Genomic DNA, 23716 nt, shown 5'->3' with positions numbered 1-23716 from the left:
GGTTAATCGCATCCTGCGTGTTAAATGTCTGGAAAAAATTAAGACGATATTATGAAATCATTTTTCATTATTTTCACGGGATCATTTTTTCAGTTTGCGATTTTTATATTCATCATATAAATGATTTTACGCAGATGGAGCGGAAAGACAGAGTTTATGCATTTTCTCAATGAACGTTGAAAAAACGCTGCTGTTCAGCGATGAACGGCTGTAAAGCATATAGACATGTATTTCGGGCAATTCAAATGGGGCGGCGATCCGTTTTATTTTTAACGTCTCTTTATAGGCTTCATAGATTGATACGGGTATAAAGCCTAACAGATCAGATGAACTGACCATGGAGATAAGCGAGCTGATGGAGTCCGTGCGAAAAGCAATATCTCTTTCCGGGAAAAGGTCATTGGCGCGATTCTGGAACTCTTTAACGCCCGGGTGCGCACTCTGGTAAAAGGTGAATTTTTCCCGGTATAACGCTTCAAGACTGACCGTATCGGCGAGTCTTGGGTGGTTTTCTCGGCAGATTAACGCTATTGGCACCGTGGCAAAGTGAGAACACACCACAGAGCGATTCTTAATTGGGGCAATAGTAAAGATCAGGTCGGCTTTACGGTAGGCGAGCAGGTCCTCTGCGGATTCCGGAGAGATAAGCATATCTCGTTGTTCTATCTCGTAATTTTCCTCTGACATTAGCAGCTTCATTGGTTCGAGCATATAGCCGGGCGACATCATTTGAGAGCAATAGATAACGAACTTTTTCTTGATGTCCGAGTGATGCATCATGTTGATCGTCTGCTCAATTTGGTTGAGATTCTGTTCAAGATGATGATGCAGGTTGGTGCCCACCGTGGTCGGCGTAATTCCCTTACCTGAGCGGATGAACAGGGGGTCATTGAGCTGGCCACGCAGACGTTGCAGCGACTGGCTCACGGCGGATGGCGTGATATAAAGTGTCTCGGCAGCCTTACTGATACTGAGATGTTGGTAAATGCATTCGAAGATGACTAACAGATTGAGATCGAATTTTTTTAGGTCGTAGAGGTTGGCCATGTTTCGTCCTGAGTGTGCTGTGTTTGCTGTCGTTATCACATCATGGAGTACGACAGAGGGAAGTTACCTTTAACAATCCGTGGGGGTAACTCGCTTAATTTAAAAATTAAGTGATCTTAATATATCACGGCTTTGGATTATTGAAACACAACTTCAAGATTTATTAAGATAATTTTATCTTTAAAGTGTGATTGAATTATTTGAATGACAACTGGCATTTATATATAGCGCGAAATTTATAATGAAATTAAATTTATAACGTTTCTGAGGCCTGTTCGATTCTGCCTATCACAACCATAGGCAGGACTATCCCTCTTATGCATTGCTCAATGCGCGCACGGATGCTGTAATCAAACCGCTGTTACGGCCTTGATACAAGGTATGTAGAGCGCAACGCAACGCCAGCTTCGGCTGGCACTGAATGTACCTGCGGGGAATTCAGGTATCAGGGCCGCCCGTTGAGGCGGCCTTTTTACTTTCAGGCTTTCCTGTAAAAGGTTCACCTTGCTGTCTTGTTGCTGTTGTAAGGTTTGGCTGATTGATTTGATAAAGCATACGCATTAGCCCCGATGAACAAAGTTGGTTACCTTACATCTCAACGAAAACACGGAGGAAGTACAGATGTCCTTGATTAACACCAAAATTAAACCTTTCAAAAACCAGGCGTTCAAAAACGGTGAGTTCATCGAAGTTACTGAGAAAGATACCGAGGGCCGCTGGAGCGTGTTCTTCTTCTATCCGGCTGACTTCACCTTCGTTTGCCCGACCGAACTGGGTGACGTGGCAGACCACTACGAAGAACTGCAAAAGCTGGGCGTAGACGTTTACTCTGTTTCTACCGATACCCACTTCACCCACAAAGCGTGGCACAGCAGCTCTGAAACTATCGCGAAAATCAAATACGCGATGATCGGCGACCCGACTGGCGCCCTGACCCGTAACTTCGACAACATGCGTGAAGATGAAGGCCTGGCAGACCGCGCGACCTTCGTTGTTGACCCGCAGGGCATTATCCAGGCTATCGAAGTTACCGCTGAAGGTATCGGCCGTGATGCATCTGACCTGCTGCGCAAAGTGAAAGCGGCTCAGTACGTTGCTTCTCACCCAGGCGAAGTGTGCCCGGCGAAATGGAAAGAAGGCGAAGCGACGCTGGCTCCATCTCTGGACCTGGTTGGCAAGATCTAAGTCTGTAAAGCCTGGCGGCGCTACGCTTGCACTGGCCTACAGTATCGTAGGCCGGGTAAACGAAGTGCCACCCGGCAATCAATGGGCGCTCCCCGCGCCCATTTCATTCCAGCACCATGATGCAAGTTGCATTCAGGCAGCCCGTATAAGGCGGCTTGCATGATGACGTTTTAAGAGAGGGAAGAATAATGCTCGACGCTAACATGAAAACCCAGCTCAAGGCCTACCTTGAGAAACTGACCAAACCTGTTGAGCTGATTGCCACGCTGGACGACAGCGCGAAATCGGCAGAAATCAAAGCGCTGCTGACAGAGATTGCTGAGCTGTCGCCGAAAGTGACCTTCAAAGAAGACAACACGCTGGCAGTCCGTAAGCCTTCTTTCCTGATCGCTAACCCAGGGTCTGACCAGGGGCCGCGTTTCGCGGGCTCTCCGCTGGGGCATGAATTTACCTCGCTGGTGCTGGCGCTGCTGTGGACCGGTGGTCATCCGTCAAAAGAAGCGCAGGCGCTGCTGGAGCAGATCCGCGATATCGACGGTGATTTTGAGTTTGAAACCTATTACTCACTCTCCTGCCACAACTGTCCGGACGTGGTGCAGGCGCTGAACCTGATGTCAGTCCTCAACCCACGCATTAAGCACACGGCGATTGACGGCGGTACGTTCCAGAACGAAATCACCGAGCGCAACGTGATGGGCGTTCCGGCGGTTTACCTGAATGGTCAGGAGTTCGGCCAGGGGCGTATGACCTTGACCGAAATCGTCGCCAAAGTGGATACCGGCGCAGAAAAACGTGCGGCGGAAGAGTTGAACCAACGCGATGCGTACGACGTACTGATTGTTGGCTCCGGCCCGGCGGGCGCGGCGGCAGCGGTCTACTCCGCACGTAAAGGGATCCGTACCGGTCTGATGGGGGAGCGTTTCGGTGGTCAGGTTCTGGATACCGTTGACATTGAAAACTACATTTCCGTGCCGAAAACCGAAGGCCAGAAGCTGGCCGGGGCGTTGAAAGCGCACGTCAGCGACTACGACGTGGATGTCATTGACAGCCAGAGCGCCAGCAAACTGGTTCCGGCGGCGGTCGAGGGTGGTTTGCACCAGATTGAAACAGCGTCCGGCGCGGTGCTGAAGGCGCGCAGCGTGATCATTGCCACCGGCGCGAAATGGCGCAACATGAACGTCCCGGGCGAAGATCAGTATCGCACCAAAGGCGTGACCTATTGCCCGCACTGTGACGGCCCGCTGTTCAAAGGTAAACGCGTCGCGGTGATCGGCGGCGGTAACTCCGGCGTGGAAGCGGCTATCGATCTGGCGGGAATTGTTGAACACGTTACCCTGCTGGAGTTCGCCCCGGAGATGAAAGCGGACCAGGTGTTGCAGGATAAGGTGCGTAGCCTGAATAACGTCGATATTGTGCTCAATGCCCAGACGACAGAAGTGAAAGGCGACGGCAGCAAAGTGACCGGTCTGGAATACCGTGACCGCGTGAGTGGCGATATCCACAGCGTGGCGCTGGCAGGGATCTTTGTTCAGATTGGCCTGCTGCCAAACACCACCTGGCTGGAAGGCGCGATTGAGCGCAACCGCATGGGCGAGATCATCATTGATGCGAAATGCGAAACCAGCGTGAAGGGCGTGTTTGCGGCGGGCGACTGCACCACCGTGCCGTACAAACAGATCATCATCGCCACCGGTGAAGGTGCGAAAGCGTCGCTGAGCTCGTTTGATTATCTGATCCGCACCAAAACCGCATAATAAAAGAAAGCAAGACGACACCTGCAATGCCAGAGGCCACCAAAAGGTGGCCTCTTTTTTTATCTCACGACCATCACCGGAATGTGGGTGTGGCGGATCACGCTGGAGGCGTTCGACCCCAGCAGGTGAGTGGTGATGGAAGGGTTACGTGAACCAATCACTACCACGTCGGCATTTAATTCCCCCGCCAGCTCATTAACGGCGTCGCGCACGCTACCGAACCGGACGTGGGTTTTGATGCGGGAAGGATCGATGCTGAAGTGCCCGACCATGGTTTGCAGGCGTGTCTCGGCTTCATGCTGTAAATGCTCTTCAAAACGACGCACATCAGCAGCGAAACGATGCAGGCTCAGGCTGGCAGAGCCCGGTAAAACATGCAGAAGATGAATAACTCCGTCCTGCTGCGCGAGAAATTCCGCGTGACGTACAGCCTTATCACTCAGTTCCATTTCGAAAACATCAACCGGCATAATGATTGTTTGATACATAACCGTTTCTCCTTGTTTATAAACGCTGAAATCATTCAACCACAAAATATAAAAGGTTTCTGTAATCCCGACAGCACTTTTTTATCTCGCCAGGATAAATCTCAAAACAGCCGGATTCCGGGGCAGATCCCGAGAGATAGCTACCCTTTTATAAGCTTACCCACACCCTTTCGGAGGTTGCATGAAAGCTCTCACCTATCACGGTCCGCATCATGTTCGGGTCGATAATGTCCCCGATCCGGGCATCGAACAGCCTGACGATATCATCCTGCGCGTAACGGCCACGGCGATCTGTGGTTCTGATTTGCATCTTTATCGCGGAAAAATTCCCAAGGTCCAGCACGGCGATATCTTTGGTCATGAATTTATGGGCGAGGTGGTGGAGTGCGGGAGCGAAGTGAAAAACGTGCAGAAAGGTGACCGGGTGGTGATCCCGTTTGTGATTGCCTGCGGTGACTGCTTCTTTTGCCAGATGCAACAGTACGCGGCCTGCGAAAACACGAACCGCGGGCAGGGCGCGGCGCTGAACAAAAAGCAAATTCCCGCCCCTGCCGCGCTGTTTGGCTACAGCCATCTTTACGGCGGCGTGCCGGGCGGACAGGCGGAGTATGTGCGCGTCCCGAAAGGCAACGTGGGGCCGTTTAAAGTGCCCCAGCTGCTGTCTGACGACAAAGCGCTTTTCCTGTCAGATATTCTGCCTACCGCCTGGCAGGCGGCAAAAAATGCGCAGATCCAGAAAGGCTCCAGCGTCGCCGTATTCGGGGCCGGGCCGGTGGGGTTACTGACCATTGCCTGCGCGCGGCTTCTCGGCGCAGAGCAGATTTTCGTGGTTGACCATCATCCCTATCGACTGCGGTTTGCCCAGGAGCGCTACGGCGCGATCCCGATTAACTTTGATGACGATAACGACGCGGCGGAGAAAATCATTGAGCAAACGGCCGGACAGCGCGGAGTGGATGCGGTGATTGATGCCGTCGGGTTTGAGGCCAAAGGCAGCACCACGGAAACGATCCTCAGTAACCTGAAAATTGAAGGCAGCAGCGGCAAAGCCCTGCGCCAGTGCATTGCTGCGGTGCGGCGCGGCGGCGTGGTCAGCGTGCCGGGCGTGTACGCCGGTTTTATTCACGGCTTCCTGTTTGGCGATGCCTTCGATAAAGGGCTGAGCTTTAAGATGGGGCAGACCCACGTCCATGCCTGGCTGGGAGAGCTGCTGCCGCTCATCGAAAAAGGGCTGCTTACCCCAGAAGATATTGTGACCCACTATCTTCCGCTGGCTGATGCGGAACGCGCCTATAAGATCTTCGAAAAACGGGAGGAGGAGTGCCGCAAGGTGATCCTGGTGCCTGGCGCAGACACCCCGGAGGCAGCGCAGCAGAAAGTGAAGGGACTGGTGAATGCCTTCCCCGGCGGCGTTGTGTGAGGTTCCTCACTCACCAGTGGCGCTCAAGATACAGCACCGCCACGACGAGGATCGCCAGGATGATGAGAAAAACCAGTGTGATAACAAGTATCTCACCCATGACCGTCCCCACGGCACTACAACAGACTAAGCGTGGATTAAGCGGTTTTTGTCCGGTATAGCACAATAGGGTGAATTTGCGGAAAGAGGATGCGGGTGCATCCTCTGTGCAAAGCGGGGTCGCTTGTTCAGAAGGGATTAACGCAGGTAATCGCCAGCGGCTTCGGGCTGGTAGAGCAGCTCAAGCACTTCCAGGTGAGCTGAGGCGCCGCCCGGGAGTTCCCAGTGGATGGTATCGCCCGTGCGCAGTCCAAGCAGCGCTGCGCCCACGGGTGCCAGCACCGACAGTTGCGTGCTGCTGTCGGTCATCTGCCCCGGATAGACCAGCGTACGAGTGAGCTCCTCTCCGGTGGTCAGGTTGCGGAACTTCACCTGGCTGTTCATGGTGACCACATCATGCGGCATGGTCTCAGGCGTACACATCTGCGCCCGGTCGAGCTCTTCGTTCAGCGCATCGGCTACCGGCAGCGAGGCGAATTCTGGTTTCTCCAACAGTCGGTCAATACGTTCTGCGTCGAGTTCATTGATGATAATCGTAGGTCTGGACATTTTTACTCCATGTCGTTAATGCTGCGTGTAACGCAGAAACCAATCCAAAAGAAAACCCTCGCCGTCTGGCAGCGAGGGTTTAACTTATCTGATGATACTGTCTGAAACCGTAAGTTTGAAGTGATGAAGGTCACAATCATGCGCCATATGACTTTTTGGCAATAAACCCGGCGTCCCGATTCACGCTGAACGGAAATTTCGTTACGCTGGAAAGACTGAACCCGGGCAATGCGCGTTGCAGCCCCAGCGTAGAGAGAGCGATATGTACTTTTACCAACCGTCTCAGGGGCACGGCCTGCCGCACGACCCGCTGAACGCCATTATCGGTCCACGTCCGATTGGCTGGATCTCATCCTGTGATAAGGCCGGTCAACTGAACCTTGCCCCGTACAGCTTCTTTAACTGCTTTAACTATCGCCCACCGATCATTGGTTTTTCAAGCAACGGCTGGAAGGATAGCGTGCGGAATATTACCGAAACGGGGGAGTTTGTCTGGAACCTCGCAACGCGCGATCTGGCCGAGGCGATGAATGAAACCTCCGCCACGCTCCCTCATGGCGAGGATGAATTTACCTTTGCCGGCCTGACGCCCGTAGCCAGCCAGCTTGTGAGCTCGCCGCGCGTGGCGGAAAGCCCGGTGAATTTCGAGTGTCGATTGTCACAGTGCATTCAGCTTACCGGCGCGGATGGGACACCGATTGATACCTGGCTGGTGCTCGGCGAAGTCGTGGGCGTCCATATCGCCGAGAGTTTGCTGGAAGAGGGGATATACCAGACCGCGAAAGCGCAGCCCATTCTGCGTGCGGGTGGACCTACAGCCTACTACGCCATCAGTGACAGCCATCGCTTCGACCTGGTACGCCCGGATGCGCGCAGGGGGTGATATGCGCGCAACCCTGTTGCCCGCCGATCAGCAGTTTTTTGCCGATCTGTTGAGCGGCCTGGTGCTCAACCCACAGCAGCTGGGGCGAGTCTGGTTTGCTCAACGTGGCGCGTCTGACGCTGTCGGAAGCGTGAGCCGCGACTGGCCACGGCTTGATGTCGTTCTTCGCGGGGAATATGGCAACAGACTGGTTACCGGGCAGCAGACCCTCTGCCAGGGGGAAATGCTGTTTCTTCCCGCCCAGGCCGCCAGCGTCCCGGTGTTTGAACGACCGGTCATGCTGCTGAGCATTCTTTTTGCGCCGTCGTGGCTGGGGCTGGTGTTTCATGATACCCGTCACGGGCGATCCGTGCCTGCGCAGCGACACGTTGAGCTTCCTCATCCTGAACGAGGCGAATGTGCCGCGATGCTGATGGCCCTGACGCACCTGAGCACTTCCCCGCAGGATCAGGCCATTATTCAACCGCTGGTGCTGAGCCTGCTGCACTGGTGCCGGAAAGTGGTGTCGTCGCTGCCTGAACCGGGACTGTCGCGCGGGGATTTCCTCTATCAGAGCATTTGTAACTGGGTGCAGGAAAACTATGCTGAATCCCTGTCGCGGGACAGCGTCGCCGCGCTTTTTAATATTTCGGCTAACCATCTGTCACGCCTGTTCTCCCAACAGGGGACGATGAGTTTTGTGGATTACGTTCGTTGGGTGCGTATGGCGAAGGCGAGAACCATCCTGCAAAAATACCACCTGCCGGTGGGGGAAGTGGCGAAGCGCTGCGGCTATGCCGATAGCGACTATTTTAGCCGTCTGTTCCGGCGCCAGTTTGGCCTGACGCCGGGGGAGTATCGCGCACGCTTTCAGTGACAGTCAGAACGTGATTTCAGCGTTCAACAGATCCAGGATACTTTGCGGCGTCGTTGCTGCAAACAGCGACTCGCGAAACGTTTTATTGACCAGCTTCCGCGCCAGCTGGGAAAAGACCTTCACGTGATTAATCCCTTCCTGAGCGCCGAGCGTCAGCATGATCACCAGCTCGACATCGCCCAAATCCGACTCCCAGTCAATCGCCTTGTCCAGGCGTGCAATGCTGATGCTGGAGTGGCGTATCCATTGCGATTTGGTGTGAGGGATCGCCACGCCAAACCCGACGGCGGTGGTGACAATCTCTTCGCGCTGCCAGAGATCTTCTTCAAGTTCGAGCGGGTTTTCGGTCCTGCCATGAATCGCAAGATTTCCGCATAAGAACTGAAGCACCTGCTCTTTTGAGGTCAGCGGCTCATTGACCACGATAGTCTCCAGGGCCAGCAAGGGACGCGGCGGCGCTTCCGGTGTGAAATCCGCCAGCAGGGCTTCAATCTCCTCTGCGCTGCGGCTGTCGCAGGCCTTTTCCGCCAGCGCCCGGCAGGTTGCCATGTCCAGCTGACGCAGCTGGGTTTTTACCGCAGGGATGCGCGGCCCGCTCATGCTGAACTCATCTAAGCCCAGACCAAGCAGAAGAGGGAGGTAGCGCTGCTCTCCGCCAAGTTCCCCGCAAATGCCGACCCATTTCCCGTGACGATGCGCTGCGGCGACAATCTGGCGAACCATGCGTAAAAAAGACGGTGTGATGGGGTTATACAGCCCCGAAACGCGCGGGTTGTTGCGATCGACAGCGTAGAGATACTGAGTCATATCGTTCGAGCCGATACTGAAGAAATCCACCTCTTCGCAGAAGTGATCGATGATAAAGCAGACTGAAGGCACTTCAACCATGATCCCCAGCGGCAGGTGCGCGGTGTGACGTAACCCCTGTGAGGCCAGGGCGTCACGAACGTTTTGCAGCTCCTGTTTGATCCATAAAATCTGATCGAGACTGTGCACCATCGGGATCATCAACAGCGCATTGCCGCTGGCGCCTGCGCGTAAGATCGCGCGCAGTTGGGTGCGGAAGAGATCGGCAAATTCGGGATAAATACGAACGGCGCGATAGCCGAGGAACGGGTTTTCTTCCTGGGGAATGTTCAGGTAAGGGATCTGCTTATCGCCGCCGATGTCCATTGTGCGAAAGATGACCGGCTTGCCCTGCGCGGAGAGCAGCACCTGCTGATAGGCTTCGAATTGCTCCTGCTCGTCCGGCGCGGAGTCTCTGTCCATATACAGCATTTCAGTGCGAAACAGCCCGATACCCTGCGCGCCGCAGGCAAACGCCCCGGGCGCTTCCAGCGCGCTGCCGATGTTGGCGGCAATCTCTACCGGTACGTTGTCGCGGGTGAGTGCTGGAAGACCCGCATCTTTGATCTGCTGCTGGTGGCGTCGGTCGGCAAGGCGCTGCGCCACGCTATAGTAATCATTCACCGCGTCGTTGGGTTCAACGACCAGCACGCTACAGATGCCGTCCAGAATGACCTCTCTTCCCATCAACGGCGCCAGCGAGGCGACCGTTAAACCACTCAGCACAGGCACGGAGGCCGCGCGTGCCAGGATCAGCGTATGCGACGTCCGGCCTGTTTTTTCAAGCACCATGCCTTTCAGATACTGCGTGTCGAGGCTGAGAAACTGGCTGGGCGTCAGATCTTCTGCCACCAGAATAGTGGGAGCGCTGAGGGTGAATGCGGAGGTTTGCTGCAACTCCGGCCAGGTAATGTTAAGAAGCTGCTCGCTGATGTCGCGAATATCGCTGACGCGTTCACGCAGGTAGTCGCTGGCGGAGAGCGACAGCTTGTCGCAGATCAGCTCCATATTACGAATGATCGCCTCCGCAAGGCTTAGCCGCTCCTCGGCGATCAGTCGGCGTATGGTGCCGCCAAACTCCTCATCCTGGATCAGCGAAAGATGCGCGCTGAGAATGGTTTTACTCTCGCCGTCCAGCCCGCGCAGACGGTGGTTGAGCTGTTCAGCCAGTGTCGCCAGGCTGTGTTCCAGGCGGGTAATATCTTCCGGCGAGGCGGGGATCTGACAATAACGTTTGAGGTTATCGCTCTGCCAGCCTCGCAGAGTGCCAGCCCCGATGCCACTGGCGAGCGTAATGCCGTGCTGAAGGTGGGGAGCAAGCCTTACAAGCGAACGGGGCAGGGGATGCGCAACGTGCGGCGCGTCGCCGGAGGGAATACTGTCGCTGTCGATAAACGCGCCGGTGAGATACGCCTCCAGCACGCGTCGGGCCTGCTCCTCGTCGCTGCCGTTAATTTCCAGCACGCAGCTGTCATTAAACAGCGTACCGGTACTGATCAGCGCCAGCGAGCTTTTGGCATCCGCGTGAGTGTTAAGCCGTCTGTTGATAAAACGGATGTCGCTGCGCCATGCGCTGCACTGCTCTTTTAACGCCCAGGCCGGACGCGCATGCAGGCCGTTGGGCAGTGGGCAGAAAAATTCAATTGAAAGCATACTTCCTCCTGGCCGCGTGAGATCAGCATCTGAAGTCCGTCAGATGATCCACGGTCTCACGGTTCATGCATGCCACAAGCGCGACAAGCAGTTGTTGGGTGTGATGAATGTCTTTTTCGTCGGCAATGGATGCCGCGCAGTGCCCGTGTCGGGTCGGGGGACCAAGCACAAGAGTCGGCACGCCAGTGCCGGACAGATGGATCGCCCCGCCGTCCGTTCCGCCGTTGCTGAACATGTCTTTTTGCAGCGGGATCCCTTGCGAGCGCGCGATCGTCTCAGCCAGCGCAATCAGTTTGGCTGGGGCGATGAGCGTTTTGTCGTACAGCACCAGCATCGGGCCCGCACCGATCTGGCGATGGTTGGCGCTGCCATAATCGAAATTTTTTGACCAGCAGGCGGTATCCAGCACCAGCGCGATATCAGGATGAATGGCGCGCGTGGCGGTCTGGCCGCCGCGCAGGCCGACCTCTTCACTTGAGCTGGCCACCAGCCAAAGCTCGCAGTCGAGCGGCGTCTGGTGCAGCTCGCGCAGCAGCGCGATCAGCAGGTAACAGCCGAGACGATCGTCGAAGGCTTTACCCATCACCCGATTGTGGGGAAGAGTCTGAAAGGGTGTATCGAACGTCACGCGGTCGCCTGCGTCGATACCGGTGGCGAATACCTCCTCCGCCGACGTCGCGCCAATGTCGACACGCAAATTGTCAACGTTTTCTCCTTTCAGATCCCCATCCAGCAGGCCCGGTATTTTTTCCCCGTTACGCGTGGAGATGCGCACCGGCTGAAGGGTACGGGCCATCATGCGCACGTTGCCGATGGGCAGGACATCAATGGCCCCTTCGCGCGAGACGCTACGCACCATAAAACCGACTTCATCCATATGGGCGCAGACCATCACCTTCGGGCCCCGGCTCTGGTTGACGCGGATAAGCACGGAACCCAGCCCATCAAACTGAACCTCTTTATGGTATTTTTGCGCCTCACTGAGCAGGATGTCGCGTACCTCTTGCTCTGAGGCCGCAATGGCGTCTGCTTCGCTCAGGGCGCACAGTAAATCTCTGTCCACTCTTGTTCTCCCGTCAGCAATAGCCGTTTGTCGAGGGTATAAAGCACCTCGGCGCCCGTTTCCGTCACCAGCACCACATCTTCAATTCGTACCCCGCCCAGGTGTTCAAGGTAGATCCCCGGCTCAACGGTCAGCACCATGCCGGGCTGCAACGGGGTGCGGTCGGTAGGGGAAAAACGTGGATTTTCATGTACATCAATACCAATGGCATGGCCGGTGTTATGCCCGAACTGCGGGCCGTAACCTGCACGTTCAATCACGGAACGTGCGGCGCTATCGATCTGATGACAGGAAACGCCGGGGCGGATGGCATCAATGGCCGCCTGTTGTGCCGCCAGAACGATCTGGTACACCGCATAGAGAGGGTGCTCCTCCGGCGGCGTGTTTTGCCCGGCGACAAGAAAGGTCCTTGTCATATCCGAGCAATACCCCTGGTGTTGGGCGCCGAAATCAAGGGTGATCATCTCGCCAGGCATAATCACTTTATCAGTGGCTTTGCCGTGGGGCAGCGCACCGCGCGGCCCGCTGGCGACAATGGTGTCGAAAGAGGGCTTGTCCGCACCCTCCTGCTTCATAAACCACTCCAGCTCGGCAGCGACTTCACGCTCGCGCATACCGGGCTGAATGAAACGCCGGATGTGTCGTGCGGCGCGGTCGGCAATGCCGCATGCTGCACGGATACGGTCGATTTCGTCAGCGCTTTTTATCTGCCGCAGCGCGTCGAGCGAGGTGCTGCAAAGGGTAGTATTCAGCGTATCGCGCCACAGCACGCCTGTTTGCCAGCTCACGTATTCACCCTCAAAGCCAAGACGGGCGAGATTGTCCTTCGCAATAATCTGGTTCACCGCCTGCGCAAACGGGTTCTCCGTGTTAAGCAGGTGCATCTCATAGCCCGCCGCTCGTGAAGCGATATCGCTGTAGTAACGGAAATCCACCAGGATATGTGCCGCGGTTTGTGTCACCAGCACATATCCCGAACCGGTTGAAATGCCCAGGTGCGGCTGTTTATTCTGGCGCGAAGAGATGAGCACGCCGTCCAGTTTTTCCGCAGCCAGCCAGGCATGAAGCCTTCTCAGTAATTCCATGGTTCACCCCGTTACAGCGTGTCGATAGCGAGTTTTCCGCGCTTGTGCAGACTGTTACGAATAATCACGACCAACAGCGCGGTGATCGCCGCCCCGACCACAATACTGAGCATGTACGCCCCCAGATTGGTGACCAGCGGCCACGCCCAGATCGCCGATTCAGGGAACCACTGCACGGCACCGAGCGCGGTGGCGGTCATCGCACCCGCGATCGCACCCGCCATATACGCCGGCAGCGTCGCAAGCGGATTTTCCAGCAGGAACGGGATGGCCCCTTCACTGATGCCCATAAAGGCGAGGAACATGGCCGTTTTGCCTTGCGGATAAAGCTGCGGACTAAACAGGCGTTTGCCGGTCAGACGATGGTCAATCAGCGTGGCCAGCCCCAGACCAATGGGCGGAATAACAATCGCCACGGCGCGGGAGGTGATGGGCAGGACATGATCGGTTGTCAGCCCCAGGCCAACAAATCCCGCCGCTTTGTTAATGGGGCCGCCAAGATCAATCGCCGTGGCCGCCGCCATCCCGATGGCGTACATCATTGAGCCCGCCTGACCCGCCGCCAGCAGTACGGTCCGCATACCTGCATTCAGCCAGCCGCCAATCGGCGTGATGATGTAATACATCGCCAGCATCACAAACAGCGCCGAGAGGATTGGGATCAGAAAGGTGCTTTTAAAGGCCAGCAGATACTGCGGTACGTTAATACGGCTATTCAGCCATTTGACCAGATAGCCTGCGGCTATGGCGATAATCAGCGCGCCAATAAACGTGGAGGGCACGGGTTTGGTGGCAAGCCAGGTTAGTTTTTCCGCATCAAAGTTCAGCACCAGCGTCGGCTGCGTGGCGACAAGGCCACCGATAAACCCGGCCGGGAAGGCCAGCTTTCCGCCGATAGAGTTGGCGACAAAGGCGGCAAACATCGGGATGGCGAAGCTGAACAGCAGCCCGCCGAACGATTCGGTCAGATAGCCAAATTTCAATACCGAGAGATTGAAACCGGTGAATTTGCCAGAGTTAAGCGCGTCGAGAATACCGGTGTCAGGCGGGATCTCCAGCCAGACGTAGGCGATGAGCTGTGAAATGGCGAGGATAACCCCGCCCATGATAAGCGTTGGCACCATGCGGGATATCCCCGACATAATGTGCTGTGGAAGCTCTTTCCAGAAAGACGCACCGGCGGCAACCGGTGCGGATTTGATGGCAAGTGTGTCACCCTCGTGACTGTCCGGGCGAACCGCGCTGCGTTTTTTAATAGCCATGACGAAAACCCCTGGGTGTGAGGATTATTATTGTTCTGCTGCAATCATCTCTTCGATCTCTTTCAGGGTGCCTGCCGCGTTTTTAATAGCGTCCTGAAGCGTAATCTCATACACGTCGCGCGTTTCGAAGCGCTCATTGTCTTCCGGGGTGATCGCGATGGCGTGGATAATAATGTCAGCGTCGGCAATATCCTGCGGGGTCAGGCGATTCTGGATCCCGTCCGCGCCCTGGGTTTCAATTTTTACCTCATAACCGGCTTCCGTCGCCGCGTCTTCCAGCGCCTGGGCTGCCATGAAGGTATGTGCCAGGCCCATCGGGCAGGCGCACAGTGCAATCAGTTTTTTAGCCATGTGAAATTCCTCCTGTAGATAACGCCATGATTATGGCGGGGAGGTTTCAGTGATGTTTACCGGATTAATAATGCTTTAGCTGGAAAAATGATGCGTGTGAGCGGAAGTGTGAGGTTAATCGTCATATCACGGAAATCAATGAAAAACCGGGCAAAAAGGTGCCCGGCGCAGCATCAGTAACCGGCTTTATCAATGACAAACTGTTTGCCGCAGTTGCCCGGATGCGGCTGTGGCGCAAAGGAGCCGGCAGAGAGCGGGTTGTTGATGGTGCTGGCGTTCAGCGAGATCTGCATCTCGGTCAGATAAGCCGGATTGCCGTGGCAGGTAAGCTTGAACGCTTTTACGCTCTGTTTCCCCCAGCTTTTGGCCACGGCTGCATCGAAGTCGCTGCGGCGGACGGTTTTGCCATAATTTTCCGCCAGAAATTTTCCTGCCGCGCTGTGCTTCACCTCCTGGTTCATGCGCACCATGGTGCCGAAGTAAGCGTCGGGATCAAAACCAAAGCAGACGCCGTGTTTCGCGTATTCATAACGTTCAAGGCAGGAGTTGCCGCCCGCGCCGGGCATCACGCTGTTCAGCTTCGCCGCGCCGGTTAGCGATAGTCCGGTCTCTGCGGCGTCACATTTGCGGCTGGCTTTTGCTTCCGGCATATTCGGAACCGGACGAGTGGCACAGCCGAAGCGCATCCAGCGGCGTTCATCCACTCCGCGAGCGGCAATAGATTTCGGCAGCGCGGGCCATAAGCCGTGGACGGTCAGAAAATCGGTTTTGTTGCTGCTCTCTTTTTGCAGGCGACACTCTTCCGGTTCGTCACGGTTACGTTCGACCATGCTCTGGCAAAATCCGGTTTGCCAGGAAAGGGCCAGAACGTAGCGATCGAAATCGCCGTACTGGGTTGGCTTAAGCGGATCTGCCTGAATTGAGAAGACACAGAGTGCAAGCGCTACTGCGCCAGACGGGATAACGATATCCTTCCTGAACATTTGCTTTCCTGATTGGTTGGGCGCGATTAATTTCTGGGGGTTATTAAAGCACAAAAAGCGCCCGCAGGCGCTTTTTGGAAATCAGGAATTTCGCTTAGGCAGCGCCGGGAACCAGCACTTCGGTGGCGATAATAACGATAATCAGGCCAACCAGCACCGGCACTGACGTGCGTTTTACCACTTCAAACGGAGAGATTTTCGCCATCCCCGCAACCGCAACCACCACGCCCGATACCGGAGAAATGGTACGGCCCAGGTTGGAAGCCTGAAGCATCGGAATGGACAGGTAAGCCGGGTTGATGCCGGAGGAGTGCGCCAGCTTAGGGATCATCTCAACAAAGGCGTAGAACGGCGCGTTACCGGAGCCGGTGGTCATCGCCGCCAGCATGGTCAGCACCACCAGCACCAGCATCAGGATAATGCTGGCCGAGCCGAACGAGGTGGCGATAGAGATCAGGCTCTGAATAAAGCCGATGGTGCTCAGCCCCTGGGCAAACACCCCCGCGGCAACCAGCAGCATCACCACGCCCGCGAAGGCATCCGCCATACCGCGGAAGGCAACTTCCAGACCCGTGAACACTTTCTGGGTGTTAAAACCACGAACGAATTCCAGGATGGCCGCCAGCAGCATACAGATCACCAGGATAGTGATGATGTGCAGCTGCGGGCCCCATTTGCCGTCGAAAATAAGCACGCCAATAATCGGCGTGAAGGGCAGGATGGAATAAAACGCCGGGGCGGTAGTGGTGATTTCGCTGACGTCCATCATTTCGTGGCTGACGTTCTCTTTCTTATCGAGATAGCGCTGCCAGAAGAAATGCGCCACGCCCATGCCGAGAATAGCGGTGATGGAGATCGGCAGTGTGGTTTTGAAGGCGAAGTCAATCAACGACATTTCCGCGGCTTTTGCGGCCAGCACTACGTCACCGGAAGTAGGGGAGAGAATAATCGCCGCCGGAGAGGCGCAAATAGCCGCCGCTGCGCCACGGCTGATCCCGACGTTAACCATTACCGGGAACAACGTTGCCATTAACAGCACGCCAAGGCCCGTTGCTGAGGAAACGGCTAATGACATCAGACAGGCCAGGAAATAGGCCGCGACCATCAGCAGATAGGGGGAATTAATATATTGCAGCGGCTTAGAAGCCAGCTTTACCACCATATCATTCGCGCCGATATGGGTCATATAGGCAGCAAATCCGCAGAGCATCATGATCATCATGCCCAGATCGCCGCCGCGGCTCATCAGCAGAATTTTTATATATTCCACAATATCGGTAGCGGTATATCCGGTGCTGGCTTCGCTGGCGGGTAAAACCTGATGACCCATTAGCGCGCTAATGATCAGCAGCGTCAGGCCGCCGACAAATAGCACGCCGGTGGCTGAGTAACCTTTAATGATGTAGCGTGCTACACCAACAATGACCACGACTCCAATGAGGAGTTCGAGAAAAGTAAGCATGATTTCCCCTGTATCCTTGCTGCCCGAGAGACAAATAATCAATAAAAAAGAAGCTGAAATGTGCCGAATAAATGTCCAGTCCTTGCTGATTAAAATCAAGAAAGAGACTACTAAAGGCACTGATGACGATATTTTTGCTAACCCTGCGTCATTTATATTAAGACGTTATTGACCTGATGAATAGATATTATATGTCATTAAAATGATGGTGAAGTGTTAAGGTTTTGAGTATTACTTGCCGACAATCGATTTAAAACGTAAATCTCTTTAAAACCACTTCTCTTTCATTCTTTTGCCTGCTTATACTCGGTTCACTTTTACCCTATCCGACGATCTGAATATGCACGCCAGCTGGACATATCGCCTGCGCTTTATCAAAAAACATCTGCTGATGTTTTTGCTGGCGTTTGGCTGGCTGTTGATCCAGAGTCAGGTGGCCGTCGCCTCCCATCAATGTTCAATGGATTTGCGCGGTGAGGTAGCCACCATCCAGCATATGGAGATGATGGCGCAACCGGGGCCGCATTATGCTGCCGGTGCTTCACCGCTGTGTGAAAAACATTGTGTGCCGGATCAGGTACAAAAAGATCCTGCCCAGCCGCATCTGGTGGCGCTGCCTGCCGCCATGACCCTGACCTTAACGACGCCAGAGTGCTCGTCTGCAAGCCATTCTGCGTGGTCCGTTACCCCTCCTGCTGTGGGGCCGCCGGCAACGATCCGCTATTGCCGGTTTCGGGAATAAAAACCTGTTAATTCGTTGATTTTATTTACTTAACGTTTAACAGGAGTTTTATCATGCGTACCGTATTCCTTTCCGCGCTGGTTGGCGCGTCCGTCTCTTTCGCTTCTTATACCGTACAGGCAAACCAGACCTGGCAGGGCCACGGCGTGGTTCAGTCGATCTCTGACAGCGCCGTCATGCTCCGGCACGAGGCCATACCGGAACTAAAATGGCCAGCAATGACCATGCCGTTTACTTTATCTGCCGGCGCCACGCTGAATGACGCCAAACCAGGGGATGAAGTGACCTTCACGCTTGAGCGTGCGGGTGACGGTTTCCAGATTATCTCGCTGACGCCAGCGCGCTAAGCGAGGTCACCATGAAACAACACACACTGAGCCTGTGGCTCGGTGGGGTGTTGTTCGGCCTGTTAACCTCCGCCGCGCAGGCGGAGCCGTGGACGCTCGAACACACCCTGACCGAAGCCCAGCGCTACTCGGCAGAACTCTCTGCCAGCCGTAACGAAGCGCAGGCGCTGGATGCGATGGCGGATTCCGCCACGCAATTACCTGACCCAAAACTGAAATTCGGTATCGAAAACGTGCCGGTACAGGGCAGCAACGATCGGCGGCTGACGCGCGAAGGGATGACCATGCAGAAGGTTGGCATCATGCAAAGCTACGTCAGCTCAGAGAAGCGGGAACGTAAAGCGCAGACCTTTCAGGCGCAGGCGCGAAGCGTGCTGGCAAAATCCGAAGCCGTCCGCGCCGCGCTTCAGCGTGATACCGCCCAGGCCTGGCTGGATCTGGCGCTGGCCCAGCAGGCGCTGAACACGGCCAGAACGCTGGTCCGTGAAACCGAACGCCAGCGGGGCGTGCAGAAGGCGAGCGTCGGGGCGGGAAGCGCCACGCCGGACAGCGTACTGGCCCTGCAAATGATCCTCAGCGCCATGCGCGACAAAGAGACGCTGGCGCAGCGGGATGTGCAGCTGGCGCAAAGCCGTCTGCTGGAGCTAACGGGGCACGCGATTACGGCGGTTCGCGGTCCGCTGCCGCGCTATCAGCGTCTTCCTGCCGATGAAAAAACGTTGCAGGAGGGGAGCGTCAGGCACCCGGAAGTGGAGGCCGCACGACGTGAAGCCGAGACCGCGAAAGCGCGTTCAGCGCAATCTGCCGTGGCGGCGATACCCGATGTGGATGTGGAGGTCTATTACGCCCACCGCGCCGAAGGCTATGACGATATGGCTGGCGTGATGTTCAGCGTGGATCTGCCTTTGTTCCAGTCAAAACGTCAGGACAAGGATTACGCCGCCGATGTTTCCCGCTCAATGCAGGCGGTGGATCAACTGACGCTGCTCAAACGTGAACACATTGCCCAGGTGCAAACGCTGGTGGCGCAGTATCAGGCTGCGCAAACGGTGTGGCAGCGACAGCGGGACGAGGTACTACCGTTGCAGCGTCAACGGCTGGCGGTACTGACGGCGCAATATCGCTCTGGACAGTCGGCGCTTCCGGCCCTGCTGGAGGCGCGTCGTGGCGTACTGGATACGGAACTGGCGGTGAACCAGGCGGAGCGCGAAATGGCGCGAACCTGGGCTGCCGTGAACTGGCTGATCCCGCAGGAGCTGGCGCAATGAAAAAAACAACGTTAATGGCGATTGCCATCGCGATAGCTGCCGCTGGCGGCTATTTTGTCGGAAAGAAGCAGACGCATCAGCCGGCTGCGGCTGCACAACCCTCTGAACGTAAGGTGCTTTACTGGTACGACCCTATGGTGCCCGGTCAGCGCTTCGATAAGCCGGGTAAATCCCCCTTTATGGATATGGATCTGGTCCCGCGCTACGCCGATGAAGCACAGGCGGCGTCGGGCGTGGCCATCAGCACTCAACAGCAGCAAAACCTGGGGATGAAAACCGCCAACGTTGAGATGCGCCAGCTGGTTTCGCCGTTCTCGGCCTTTGCCACGGTTGCAACGGATGAACGTAACGTCTCGGTGGTGTCAGCCCCGGCCAATGGCGTGGTGTCAAAATTGTTTGTTAATGCGCCGCAGCAGCAGGTGAAAGCCGGAGAGGCGCTGGCGCAACTGTGGATCCCGCAATGGACCACCGCCCAGCAGGAGTACCTCGCGGTTCGTCAGCTTGGCGATGCCGCATTGACCCGCGCCGCACGCGAGCGGCTGGCGTTGCAGTTTATGCCGGAAGAGGTCATTCGTTTGCTGGAGCGTAGCGGTAAGCCGCAGACCACGCTCACCCTGCGCGCTGACCGGGCGGGCTATGTGGTGAAGCTGGACGTGCGGGAAGGGGCGCAAATAACCGCAACGGCGCCGCTGTTTGAGATCGCCAGCCTCGATCCTGTCTGGCTGGTGGTCGACTACCCGCAAACGCAGGCGCAGTCTCTGGCAGTGGGCAGCAACGTGGTCGCAACGTCAGAAAGCTGGCCGGGGGAGCAATTCCACGGCACGGTCAGCGAATTGCTGCCGCAGATGGAGACGACCACGCGAACCCTGAAAGCCCGTATCGTGCTGGAAAATACCGCACATAAGCTTAAGCCAGGCATGTACCTCTCCGTCAGGCGTGCGGAAGAGATGAAAGGCCCGCCGGTGCTGGCGGTGCCGGAAGAGGCGGTGATTAACAGCGGAGAGTCTGCGCGTCTGCTGCTGGCCACCGGGGACGGTTATTTCCAGCCTGTGACGGTGACAACCGGCCTGACGGCGCAGGGCTGGACGGCGATCCTGTCCGGGGTCAAAGAGGGCGATAAGGTGGTGACGTCCGGGCAATTCCTCATTGATTCCGAAGCCAGCCTGCGTAGCGTGATGCCGGAGGTGACGCCATGATTGCCGCTGTGATTCGCGCCTCGTTGCGTAACCGCCTGCTGGTGATCCTGGCCGCGCTGATGATGGCCGGCTGGGGCTGGTGGGCGGTGCAGCGCGCGCCGCTGGACGCGTTGCCCGATCTGTCTGATGTGCAGGTCATTATCAAAGCGAGTTACCCCGGAAAAGCGCCGCAGGTGATTGAAGATCAGGTGACCTGGCCCCTGACAACCTCCATGTTGTCTGTGCCGGGAGCTAAAACCGTGCGTGGTTTTTCAATGTTTGGTGACGCTTATGTGTATGTGCTGTTTGAGGATGGCACCGATCTCTACTGGGCGCGATCCCGGGTGCTGGAATATTTAAGCCAGGTACAGGCGCAGTTTCCGCCAGGCGTGAAGGTGTCGCTGGGGCCAGATGCGACGGGCGTGGGCTGGATCTACGAATATGCGCTGATCGACCGTAGTGGAAAACACAGCCTGGCAGATCTGCGGGCCCTTCAGGACTGGACGCTTAAGTTCGAGCTTAAGACGGTACCGAATGTATCTGAAGTGGCAAGTATTGGCGGAATGGTGCGTCAGTATCAGATCGTGGCGGACCCGGCGAAGATGCGCGCGCTGAATATTACCCACAGCCAGCTATCCGGCGCGGTGCAGGCCGCCAATAAAGAGAGCGGCGGCGCCCTGCTGGAGATGGGCGAAGCGGAGTATATGGTGCGGACAACAGGCTATTTGCGCTCGCTGGAGGATTTTCGCAATGTGGTGATCGCCACCCGCGATGGCGTACCTGTCCTGCTGAAAGATGTCGCCACCATTGGCATTGGCCCGGAGATCCGCCGGGGCGTGGCGGAGCTTAACGGTGAAGGGGAGGTCGCTGGCGGCGTGATCGTGATGCGCTACGGGCAGAATGCGCTGGAAACGCTTCGTGCGGTAAAAGCGAAACTGAGCGAGCTGCAAAAAACGCTGCCGCAGGGCGTCGAGATTGTTCCGGTCTACGATCGTTCCACGCTGATTGAGGACTCGGTCAAAACGCTGACGCACAAGCTGCTCGAAGAGTTTGCCGTGGTGGTACTGGTGTGCGCGCTGTTCCTTTTCCACCTGCGCTCCGCGCTGGTGGCGATGGTCTCTCTGCCGCTGGGGATCCTCGGTGCTTTTGTGGTGATGCACTATCAGGGCATTAACGCGAATATGATGTCGCTCGGCGGGATCGCCATTGCCATCGGGGCGATGGTGGATGCGGCAATTGTGATGATTGAAAACATGCATAAGGTGCTGGAGCAGTGGCGGCATGATAATCCGGGCAAGGAGCCCGCGCCGGGGGAATACTGGCGTCTGGCGGAAAAGGCGGCGGTTGAAGTGGGACCGGCGCTGTTTTGCAGCCTGTTAATCATCACGCTGTCATTTATACCGGTTTTTTCGCTGGAAGCGCAGGAGGGGCGAATGTTCTCGCCGCTGGCGTTCACCAAAACCTGGTCGATGGCCGTGGCCGCCGGGCTTGGGATCACCCTGGTGCCGGTGCTAATGGGCTTTTTCATTCGCGGGAAAATCCCGGATGAGAAGGCAAACCCGATCAACCGCCTCCTGATCCGCCTGTATGAGCCGCTGCTGGACAAGGTACTGACCTTCCCGAAAATGACGCTGGCACTGGCATGTCTGCTGCTGATCGCCACGCTCTGGCCGCTGAGCCGCCTGGGAAGCGAATTTATGCCGCCGCTGGATGAAGGGGATTTACTCTATATGCCCTCCACGCTGCCGGGGATCTCTGCTCGCGAGGCATCGCGGCTGCTTCAGCAGACGGACCGCTTGATCAAAAGCGTACCGGAGGTCGCGAGCGTGTTTGGCAAAGCCGGTCGCGCGGAGTCGGCAACCGATCCCGCGCCATTAACCATGCTGGAAACAACCATTCACTTTAAGCCCCGCGAGCAGTGGCGGCCAGGAATGACGCCGCAAAAGCTGGTGGAGGAGCTCGATAAAACCGTGTCGCTGCCGGGTATTGCCAATGTGTGGGTGCCGCCTGTCCGTAACCGCCTGGACATGCTGGCAACCGGGATCAAAAGCCCTGTCGGCATTAAGGTGAACGGCAATAATATTGCCGACATTGAGCGCGTGGCCCGGCAGATTGAGCAGGTGGTGAAGGACGTTCCTGGCGTCTCCTCTGCGCTGGCGGAGCGTCTGGAAGGCGGGCGCTACGTGGATATACGTATCGACCGGCAAAAAGCCGCGCGCTACGGCGTTTCCGTCGATGAACTGCAAAGCCTGGTCTCCACGCTGGTCGGGGGTGATAACATTGGCGAGGTGATCCAGGGACGCGAGCGGTATCCCATCAACCTGCGTTATCCCCGCGATTTGCGTGATAACGTCGACACGTTGCGGGTGTTGCCGGTAGTGACCGCCAGCGGTAGCCAGGTGGCGCTGGGGGAATTGGCCGATATCGTCGTGACGGAAGGCCCACCGATGCTAAAAAGTGAAAACGCGCGCCTTTCCAGCTGGATCTACGTGGACTTGCGCGGGCGCGATCTGAAGTCCGCCGTGGATGAAATGCAAAAACGGGTGGAGGAGAAGGTGGTATTGCCGCAGGGCGTGTCTCTCTCCTGGTCCGGGCAGTTTGAATATCTGGAACGGGCGACCGCGACGCTCAAAATAGTCTTACCTGTCACGCTGATGATTATATTCGTCCTTTTATGGTTAACCTTCAGGCGGATATCAAATGTCCTGATAATAATGGGGACATTGCCTTTCGCGCTTATTGGGGGCGTGTGGTTACTGTGGCTGCTTGAATATAATTTGTCAGTGGCGGGGGCCGTTGGCTTTATCGCCCTTTCCGGGGTGGCGGCAGAATTCGGCGTAATTATGGTTCTTTATTTGAATCATGCGCTCGATAAATATCACAGGCTGGAGCCAGAAGGGGGAAATACGGTGCTGATGCGGGCGATCCACGAAGGTGCCGTTCTGCGCGTGCGTCCGAAGGTGATGACGGTCGCCACTATTATGGCGGGACTGCTGCCCATCATGTGGGGCAGTGGGAGTGGCTCAGAGGTGATGCAACGTATTGCCGCGCCGATGATTGGTGGCATGGTAACGGCACCGTTATTATCGATGTTAGTTATTCCCGCACTCTACAAATTGTTACATCAACGTTAAATATGTCAACTGCATGTGCTTATTCAGGCATGCAGTTTATGTATCCTCAGATTATTCCCAGGAA

Annotated in this window: 21 protein-coding genes; 10 read left to right on the top strand and 11 right to left on the bottom strand. The window is 56.3% G+C overall.

Going from position 1 to position 23716, the window contains the following annotated elements; translation table 11 throughout:
• Nucleotides 1–126 precede the first annotated feature (126 nt).
• Nucleotides 127–1047, bottom strand: a complete 921-nt coding sequence (gene citR / locus ACJTMZ_RS07385; protein WP_045348560.1) for a DNA-binding transcriptional repressor CitR — start codon at nucleotides 1045–1047, stop codon at nucleotides 127–129.
• 621 nt (nucleotides 1048–1668) lie between these two features.
• On the opposite strand from citR, the gene ahpC reads away from it, so the two are divergent.
• Together ahpC and ahpF are read left to right on the top strand one after the other, a co-directional pair.
• A complete protein-coding gene (gene ahpC, locus ACJTMZ_RS07380; RefSeq protein ID WP_014882974.1) occupies nucleotides 1669–2232 on the top strand; it encodes an alkyl hydroperoxide reductase subunit C in 564 nt (187 codons plus the stop codon).
• A 188-nt stretch (nucleotides 2233–2420) separates the two neighbouring features.
• Nucleotides 2421–3986 carry an alkyl hydroperoxide reductase subunit F gene (gene ahpF / locus ACJTMZ_RS07375; RefSeq protein ID WP_017382489.1) on the top strand — a complete coding sequence of 522 codons (1566 nt, stop codon included), beginning with the start codon at nucleotides 2421–2423 and terminating at the stop codon, nucleotides 3984–3986.
• A gap of 59 nt (nucleotides 3987–4045) precedes the next feature.
• Here ahpF and uspG read toward each other — a convergent pair whose 3' ends face one another.
• Complete coding sequence (gene uspG, locus ACJTMZ_RS07370) at nucleotides 4046–4474, bottom strand: universal stress protein UspG (protein ID WP_006809652.1); 429 nt, start codon at nucleotides 4472–4474, stop codon at nucleotides 4046–4048.
• Nucleotides 4475–4655: 181 nt separating this feature from the next.
• Here uspG and ACJTMZ_RS07365 point away from each other — a divergent pair, with 181 nt between their 5' ends.
• Nucleotides 4656–5894, top strand: coding sequence for a zinc-dependent alcohol dehydrogenase (locus ACJTMZ_RS07365; protein ID WP_015571156.1), 1239 nt, complete (start codon nucleotides 4656–4658; stop codon nucleotides 5892–5894).
• Between the two features lie 10 nt (nucleotides 5895–5904).
• Here ACJTMZ_RS07365 and yldA read toward each other — a convergent pair whose 3' ends face one another.
• Nucleotides 5905–5994, bottom strand: coding sequence for a small membrane protein YldA (yldA, locus tag ACJTMZ_RS07360; RefSeq protein WP_015571155.1), 90 nt, complete (start codon nucleotides 5992–5994; stop codon nucleotides 5905–5907).
• 137 nt (nucleotides 5995–6131) lie between these two features.
• A complete protein-coding gene (gene rnk, locus ACJTMZ_RS07355; RefSeq protein WP_047737907.1) occupies nucleotides 6132–6542 on the bottom strand; it encodes a nucleoside diphosphate kinase regulator in 411 nt (136 codons plus the stop codon).
• A gap of 262 nt (nucleotides 6543–6804) precedes the next feature.
• Here rnk and ACJTMZ_RS07350 point away from each other — a divergent pair, with 262 nt between their 5' ends.
• Both ACJTMZ_RS07350 and ACJTMZ_RS07345 read left to right on the top strand, forming a co-directional pair.
• On the top strand, nucleotides 6805–7425 hold the full coding sequence (locus ACJTMZ_RS07350) for a flavin reductase family protein (RefSeq protein WP_003858756.1): 621 nt from the start codon (nucleotides 6805–6807) through the stop codon (nucleotides 7423–7425).
• 1 nt (nucleotide 7426) lies between these two features.
• On the top strand, nucleotides 7427–8281 hold the full coding sequence (locus tag ACJTMZ_RS07345; RefSeq protein WP_063946092.1) for an AraC family transcriptional regulator: 855 nt from the start codon (nucleotides 7427–7429) through the stop codon (nucleotides 8279–8281).
• A gap of 3 nt (nucleotides 8282–8284) precedes the next feature.
• Here ACJTMZ_RS07345 and ptsP read toward each other — a convergent pair whose 3' ends face one another.
• From ptsP to dcuC, 7 genes are all read right to left on the bottom strand, one after another.
• Complete coding sequence (ptsP, locus tag ACJTMZ_RS07340) at nucleotides 8285–10780, bottom strand: phosphoenolpyruvate--protein phosphotransferase (RefSeq protein ID WP_252010894.1); 2496 nt, start codon at nucleotides 10778–10780, stop codon at nucleotides 8285–8287.
• 22 nt (nucleotides 10781–10802) lie between these two features.
• On the bottom strand, nucleotides 10803–11843 hold the full coding sequence (ypdE, locus tag ACJTMZ_RS07335) for an aminopeptidase (protein ID WP_058686157.1): 1041 nt from the start codon (nucleotides 11841–11843) through the stop codon (nucleotides 10803–10805).
• Nucleotides 11816–12928: an aminopeptidase gene (gene ypdF, locus ACJTMZ_RS07330; protein ID WP_252010893.1), complete on the bottom strand. Its 1113-nt coding sequence runs from the start codon at nucleotides 12926–12928 to the stop codon at nucleotides 11816–11818. The genes ypdE and ypdF overlap by 28 nt, the downstream gene beginning before the upstream one ends.
• A gap of 11 nt (nucleotides 12929–12939) precedes the next feature.
• Complete coding sequence (locus ACJTMZ_RS07325; protein WP_017382484.1) at nucleotides 12940–14190, bottom strand: PTS fructose transporter subunit IIC; 1251 nt, start codon at nucleotides 14188–14190, stop codon at nucleotides 12940–12942.
• A 27-nt stretch (nucleotides 14191–14217) separates the two neighbouring features.
• Entirely contained in the window at nucleotides 14218–14541 is a 324-nt protein-coding gene (locus tag ACJTMZ_RS07320; RefSeq protein ID WP_017382483.1) for a PTS fructose transporter subunit IIB, read from the bottom strand.
• Nucleotides 14542–14714: 173 nt separating this feature from the next.
• On the bottom strand, nucleotides 14715–15524 hold the full coding sequence (rna, locus tag ACJTMZ_RS07315; RefSeq protein ID WP_003858741.1) for a ribonuclease I: 810 nt from the start codon (nucleotides 15522–15524) through the stop codon (nucleotides 14715–14717).
• A 94-nt stretch (nucleotides 15525–15618) separates the two neighbouring features.
• The gene (gene dcuC, locus ACJTMZ_RS07310) at nucleotides 15619–16986 is read right to left on the bottom strand and encodes an anaerobic C4-dicarboxylate transporter DcuC (protein WP_017382481.1); all 1368 of its coding nucleotides are present in this window, start codon (nucleotides 16984–16986) and stop codon (nucleotides 15619–15621) included.
• Nucleotides 16987–17326: 340 nt separating this feature from the next.
• Here dcuC and ACJTMZ_RS07305 point away from each other — a divergent pair, with 340 nt between their 5' ends.
• Genes ACJTMZ_RS07305 through ACJTMZ_RS07285 form a run of 5 tightly spaced genes read left to right on the top strand, consistent with a single transcriptional unit; the run spans nucleotide 17327 to nucleotide 23652 of the window.
• The gene (locus ACJTMZ_RS07305; protein ID WP_032620077.1) at nucleotides 17327–17728 is read left to right on the top strand and encodes a hypothetical protein; all 402 of its coding nucleotides are present in this window, start codon (nucleotides 17327–17329) and stop codon (nucleotides 17726–17728) included.
• A 53-nt stretch (nucleotides 17729–17781) separates the two neighbouring features.
• On the top strand, nucleotides 17782–18075 hold the full coding sequence (locus ACJTMZ_RS07300; RefSeq protein WP_045328957.1) for a copper-binding protein: 294 nt from the start codon (nucleotides 17782–17784) through the stop codon (nucleotides 18073–18075).
• A gap of 11 nt (nucleotides 18076–18086) precedes the next feature.
• The gene (locus ACJTMZ_RS07295; RefSeq protein ID WP_047057838.1) at nucleotides 18087–19343 is read left to right on the top strand and encodes a TolC family protein; all 1257 of its coding nucleotides are present in this window, start codon (nucleotides 18087–18089) and stop codon (nucleotides 19341–19343) included.
• Nucleotides 19340–20539 (top strand): efflux RND transporter periplasmic adaptor subunit, encoded by a 1200-nt coding sequence (locus ACJTMZ_RS07290; protein ID WP_047057836.1) that lies wholly within the window; start codon nucleotides 19340–19342, stop codon nucleotides 20537–20539. Before ACJTMZ_RS07295 ends, ACJTMZ_RS07290 begins: the two co-directional genes overlap by 4 nt.
• A complete protein-coding gene (locus tag ACJTMZ_RS07285; protein ID WP_252010892.1) occupies nucleotides 20536–23652 on the top strand; it encodes a CusA/CzcA family heavy metal efflux RND transporter in 3117 nt (1038 codons plus the stop codon). Before ACJTMZ_RS07290 ends, ACJTMZ_RS07285 begins: the two co-directional genes overlap by 4 nt.
• Nucleotides 23653–23716: the final 64 nt, after the last annotated feature.

It is taken from the genome of Enterobacter sp. DN, from assembly GCF_046054285.1.
GTDB lineage: Bacteria > Pseudomonadota > Gammaproteobacteria > Enterobacterales > Enterobacteriaceae > Enterobacter > Enterobacter hormaechei_C.
Note: the sequence above shows the minus strand (reverse complement) of the source record. Positions and strands in the feature narration are given on the sequence as shown.